Source organism: Acrocarpospora sp. B8E8 (genome assembly GCF_039871605.1).
GTDB lineage: Bacteria > Actinomycetota > Actinomycetes > Streptosporangiales > Streptosporangiaceae > Acrocarpospora > Acrocarpospora macrocephala.
Genome location: NZ_JBDPLV010000153.1, coordinates 1 through 6172 on the forward strand (window position 1 = coordinate 1; position 6172 = coordinate 6172).

Annotated in this window: 3 protein-coding genes; 1 reads left to right on the top strand and 2 read right to left on the bottom strand. The window is 66.9% G+C overall.

All coding sequences use genetic code 11. The annotated features are described in order from the left end of the window. Nucleotides 1-372: 372 nt before the first annotated feature. Together ABGB08_RS53990 and ABGB08_RS53995 are read right to left on the bottom strand one after the other, a co-directional pair. Nucleotides 373-585, bottom strand: a complete 213-nt coding sequence (locus ABGB08_RS53990; protein WP_347608194.1) for a hypothetical protein — start codon at nucleotides 583-585, stop codon at nucleotides 373-375. Nucleotides 586-1034: 449 nt separating this feature from the next. Further along, a complete protein-coding gene (locus tag ABGB08_RS53995) occupies nucleotides 1035-4466 on the bottom strand; it encodes a phosphodiester glycosidase family protein (protein ID WP_347608197.1) in 3432 nt (1143 codons plus the stop codon). Here ABGB08_RS53995 and ABGB08_RS54000 point away from each other — a divergent pair. Next, a complete protein-coding gene (locus ABGB08_RS54000; protein ID WP_347608200.1) occupies nucleotides 4444-4842 on the top strand; it encodes a hypothetical protein in 399 nt (132 codons plus the stop codon). The genes ABGB08_RS53995 and ABGB08_RS54000 overlap by 23 nt on opposite strands. Nucleotides 4843-6172: the final 1330 nt, after the last annotated feature.

Sequence of the window (6172 nt, forward strand, 5' to 3'; positions counted from 1 at the left end):
TCGTCACCGCAACCAACCACGGCATCGACGCCTTCCATGCGCTCCGTGACGCCTTCCTCGGCAACCCCTGGACGCTGTCTCAAGCCACCGCATAACCCCAGCTCACGGATACGTGTGAGTGGTTACACGTGCCGGACTCTTCATCGAAGTTGGCAGTAGCGGATGATCTTGCGGAACGAGTGACAGCGAAGGCCGCTTGGAAGTGCCGGACGCGGCCAGCAACCGTCGACGCAGCCTCGCCACTCCCTCGCCCAGCGGAGACGGGAAGGCCGGGAACCCCGCCCGAGAAATCTTCGATGCCGCGTTGGGTTTCTCAGCGGCCCGACATACAAGCTCGTTGCTGAACCTGGCCGTGCAAGAGAGATGTGGATGTCACTGGGTCGGTAGTGTTCGGGCAAGGTGGTCGTGGAGTTCGGCGTGCCGGAACTGGTAGATCGGGCCTACGGCGCGCAGCATGCCCAGCCGGTGGGCGTCGTCCAGAAAGGCTATGAGCCGCCAGGGCAGTCGTCTGGCGGACGCCAGCCGTGCAGCCGCGATCATGAAGACGAACCAGGCGTGGTGATCCCCGGCCGTGAGTCCGAACACGAGCCCACCCACGAACCCCGGCCCCGAGCCCGAACACGGTCCCAGCCCCAAGCCCTAACACGGAAACGCGAAGGAACGTGATTGCTCTGTCGGAATTCCAGGTGGACTGCGGCGTTCCGGTAGTGAGGATACTTGGCTGTTCGGCCCATTCGGTGAACCCACGCACAATACCGAGCACGAGCATGAACCCGCCCACGAGCCCGATCCGAGTCCGAACTGGAGTCCGGATACGAGCCCGAGCCCGCTCACTTCCTCTCGGGGCGGGCAGAGCACCCGCCCCCGCCTGGATCATCACCTCCACGATGTCGTCCGCCGCACCGAGCAGCCAGTAAGTCGGCCGGGCAGCGCTGAGGGCGACCACGTACGTGCTCGCCCTCAGCCAGGCCGCCCCGCGCGTCAGACCGCTCAGGAGCCGATCCGCAGCGGTTGCAGGCCGGTGTTGGTGACGGTCACTTACCGGGCACGACCTGGATGGTCTTCGAGGTCGTGATCGGCGCGAGCGAGCTGTCGTCGGTGTAGGCGCGCATCGAGTCGTTCGTCACCGTTACGGTCACCGAGCCAGGGTTCAGCGCGGTGAGCGTCCGGGTCTGCGGGTCGAGGATCGCAACCCTGCCCTTGCGGAGGGCCGTGTCGATGGCATCCTTCCCGCTGCCGATCGCCAGGTTGGACGAGCCGCTCCAGTCGACCGACATCGGGTACCGCAGCGGCACCACACGCGTGCCCGTCGACACGCCCGCCGGCTGCACGATGCTGCCCGAGAGCTGCGCCGTCTCGCTCACCTCAAGCGAGTCCGGGGTGTTGAGCGTGATGGACTGCGCGAAGGCGCGCACCTCGGCCTCGAGCCACTGCTTGTCCGCGTCCCGCCGCGAGTCGACAGACCAGTCGACCCACCCGGTGAAACCGCCGCGGTCCGGCGTGCCGTACGGGTCCTTGCCCGACGACGGCAGCACCATGTACTGCACGCCTTCGAGGCGGTGGACGTCGGCGATCTGGGCGTGGGATCCGACCATCGCGGTGCCCTTGCCCGTGGAGTCACGGAAGTCCGTGAGCATGTTCTCGATGAGCGCGACCTCGTCGCGGTCGCCGAGCTGACTGGAATTCGCCTCGGCGGGGTCGTCCACCGGGTGGTGGGCGAACACCAGGACGTTGTGCACCGACAGGTCCTTCTCGGCGTCCTCGAGCGCCTTCTGCAGCATCGGGAGCTGGTCCCACGCCGTCGAGCGCAGTGACCCGAGCGAGCTGGCGAGCAGGATGAATCGCGTGCCCTTGTGGTCGAACGTCCGGTACGGCTGGCCGAACTCGTTGGTGAAGTTCGTCAAGTCGGACTGGACGTTGTTGAGGCCGTAGGACTCGTGGTTGCCCGGCACGTAGTAGCACGGGATCGAGCCGGCGTTCGGGTTCGGCGTGCTGTCTTCCGACGGCTCCTGGCCGACCGGGATGAGGTCGCACCCGGCATCGGTGAGCACCTGGCGGGCAAGCGTGAGGTCCTGCGGCAGGCCCCGGTCGGTGATGTCACCGTTGAGGACGATCAGGTCCGGCTCGGTCTTGCGGATCCGCTTGATGGCGGCCGTCGCGACCTGGGTCAGTGCCGGGTTGTCGGCCGTGAACTGCACGTCCGACAGCGTGGCGAACTGCCACGTGCCGGGGCCCTCGGGCAGCGAGCCGTCGTCGGAGATGAGCGGGTCGGGCCGCAGGTCGGGCTGGGCAGGCAAGTCGATCGACGTCGGGACGTCGGCCTCGATGCGGTCCAGGACGAACGTGCCCGCCTTCTGCTGGGCGACGCTCGTGTTGATGCCCTGGAAGCCCGAGATCGAGATCGGGAACGCCGTGTTCGCCGGCAGCGTGAACGATGCGTACTGCCAGTCGTTGCTCGCGGTCAGGGCGGTGCCGTAGACACCGGTGCTCTTGCCGGTCGCGTCGTAGTAGGCCATGTAGGTCAGGCCGCTCGGCACGTTGATGCTCGACTTGATCCGCATCCGCAGGCGCAGCGGCTGGCCGGGCACAGGGACGCGCCGGGCCGCCGATGTCGCCACGATGCCCACGTTGCGCATCGCGTTGAAGTCGATCCGCAGACCGTCGGGGTCCACCGAGAACGTCGTGGCCGCGGTGCTGTTGTTGCGCCAGCGGGCGAGCACGTCGTCGTCGAAGTCGTAGACCGTCTTGGTCTCAACGCCGACCGTGATCGGGAGCTGGACCGACTTGCCGCCGACCGAGACCGTGAGGATCGTGCCCGCGGCGGTGAGCGGGGTGATCTTCAGCTTGCCGTCCACGGGCTGGATGTCGACGACGTTGTGGTCGTAGTCGAGCGCGAGGTCCTGCGGGTCGATCGGGGCCGTGTAGCCCTGGTCGTCGCGGCCCGTCACGGAGACGGTGACCGCGTGGGCGGGCGTCGCCTCGGCGATCGACAGGCGCTGGGACGACAGCTCGACGCTGCTGACCGGGTCGAGGACGGTGACCTTCTCGGGCTGCGCCACCTCGGGACCCACCCGCGCGTCGACTGTGATCCGGCCGTTCGGCTTGGCCGGGGCCACGAGTGTCCCGCCTTCGATGGACGCTCCGTGAGCGGACCACCGTACGGACTTCGGGTCGACGCTCACCGGCGTCTGGTGGTTGTCGATGCCCTCCGCGACGAGCGTAAGGTGCAGCCCCGGGAAGACCTTCAGGTCGCCATCGGCCGACGCCGCACCCGGCGCGGGCTTGATGAGGAGCTGGTGCAGCTTGCCGTCGCCCTTCGCGACGAACACCCCCACGCCGTTCGGGTCGTTGCGCTCGCGGCCGTCGGACGGGACGTTGCGGACGGTCGCGTCGTCCTGGCCGAGCGCGCGGGCGACCATCGTGGTCGAGCCGCCCCCGTCGAGGTTGACCGCGGTCTGCACGCCCATCGCGACGAGGTCACGCGCCTCCTTGTCGATCCCGACGCCGCCCTTGCCGGTGCCGCCCGGGCCGTCCCAGGTGGCGAGCACGAGCGTGCGACCGCCGTCCTTGAAGCCGAGCGCGGTGCGCGGGGCGATCGAGGGGTCGAGGCCGCCGACGACCTGGCCGCCGGTGACGATGGTGCCGCCGTGGCCGAGCGCGAACTTCATCGTCTTTGCGACGTCGTCGGCGAGCGCGTAGCTGAGCGTCACCGGGTTGCCGGGCTGCAGCGCGCGGATCGCGGTCGCCGCGGCGCCGCGCCCGACGAGCACGAAGCCGTCGTCCGGGATCGTCCCCGAGCCCGCGGGACCATTCGGCGTGACCGACACGACCGAGCCGTTCTGGACCAGCACCTCGGCGATCTGGTCGTTGGCCACGCCCGTCAGGCCGCGGTTGCGGCTGTAGTCGCCCCACGCGGACGTGAACGCGATCAGGCCGTCCGCAGGGACCCCACCGCCGTTCGCGGCGTTGACAGACAGGACCGTGTGGTCCGCGCCCGCGAAGTTCGCGGCCGCGTTGACCATGAGGTTCACGAGCTGGGCGATGCCGTCATTGCTGACGCCGACGTGCTGGCGGCCGCCGATGTCGGCGGTCTTGATGAGCTGCCCGTCCTGGACCTCGCCACCGAGCGCCGCGTTGGAGTTGCCGATGTCGAAGAACTCGCCATTGACGCCCGCGACGGCGCCGGCCTTGTTGGCGGCCACGCTGAGCGGCCCGCCGGACGCGACCGGTCCAGCGGTCAGCAGGTCGGTGCTGACCGCTCTGTTGGACAGGTCCACGGTGAGGAACTGTGCGTCGTACCAGCCCTTCTGGTCGAGCGCCTTCACGTGCTGTAAGTTGATTCCCGGACCGATCTTCTCGGCCGTGTTGATCAAGGGGATTCCGCCGGTGACCGGCGCGGGCTGACTGCCGTCCGCGTACGCGGCGGCAGGTGCGACCGCCAGCGTGGTCGCTGCGGCGAGCGCCACCAGCAGTAGCTTCGTACGTGGATGGTTCAAGACCATCGATTTCATTGGTACCTCGGGTCAAGTGATGACACGGGGGCAACGCCCCCGCTGCGCCCAGTTCGATCAAGGGCACAAGCACCTGATTAAAGAGATCACCCAAGAAGCCCTGGTGACGCCACTACGAGCATGCAATGAACCCTGGCGGAAGAGGCGTCGGTTGCATCCCGCTGGAGATGACCGCTCGCAACACATGATCGGCGGCGCGCAGCAGGCTCCGGATCGCCGGTCGGATCAGCGTGATGGTGTCCTGCGTGGCCACATCGCGGTGTTCTGGATGCGCATGTACGGGCGGACCATCGTGCCCAAGGGGGAAGCTCGGTTCCTCGCTCAGGTTTGACAACCTTCGTCTTGAAGACTGCGCGTGCGAAAATTCATCCGTGCAGGTCAAGCCACATGTTGCGATGAGCCTGCGATGTCGCAGACGATATCGCAGCGGCTCCAGTACCTTGCGAATGATCAAATGCGCAACGCGAACGGACGAATGCGAAGCTCGCAACCTCTAGGCCCGCTTGCCCACTTCGCGCCACTCCCCTACACCGATATGGCGCGCACCGGAAGTGGAGGCGGACCCGGCAGCCCGGGTTCCGCGTCCCACCCGGGTTGCTATATAGGACAGGCGTTCAGCCAGCAACTGGGGATCATGCGGCGGTGCCGGCCAAGGACGCGCGGCGACGACCGGGACAGGGTTGGCCGGGCAGCAACCTTCCGCTGCCTGCAGCAGCCGACTCGGCCCGCCAACTCAGGCCCAGCCGAGCAGATGTCGTGGCCGTGCTCCCGTTTGCTCCCCGCCCAAACGCGCTCCCGACGGGAGCAAACGACAATCCCCAACCGCTCCGAATGGGCGTCAACCGACCTCAACGTTCTGTCCCGACCTGCGGCTTCTGGAGAAACTGCAGGTCAGGCCATGATCGGAACTACACTGACACGGAAGAGGTCATTGGTCCGAGCCAAGTAACGTCCACCCGAGAAATCCCAGGTCAACGGGGGCTGGGGATTTGTGTCTCCCAGATCGCCGGTCTGGAAATCCGCAATGCACCACTCCGCCATGATCGAGACCGCTACCCGAATCGGTAGTAGTCACCGGTAGCGGTCGTGGGAGCAGTGCAGAACCATGGTAGACCTGGCTCGTCCGCGGGTTAGTGGCTGATCATCCGTGCGGTGCGCGAGCGGATATGTTTCTTGCGGAGTCGGCTGGCCAGCGCCGGGTCTGGGATGCTGTCGCTGGTCCGCACGTTCGAGCACGGTCAGGCCGCTGTACCCGGCGGCCAGGATCGCGTCTGAATCCGCCCGCCACAAGCCGCAAAGTAACCGGCGATATTAGGCGCAGGCGGCGACTCTACGGCGTAGCCATGACGGGGCAGCATGATCGAATAGCCGGCCGGGGGTCAGCACCGGGCCCGTAATCGACGGGAATAAATGGGAAATAACCGGCATTTGGCCTCGTGATCACGATCACGTCGGCGATCTTTCCGGTGATCACAGGCCGGAGGGAAGATCGGATAGCAGCCCGCTGACCAGCGGAAACACCGAACTACTGATCCTTAGGGAGCATGCGGAAATAAATCCGTTGTCTCGTGATCGGTGATCTAATCGTGTGGTGAAGCTCCGTACGATGGCCGCCGATGAGCGTGAACGCTTGGAGAGCGGGCTGACCCGCCGCTGGCTCG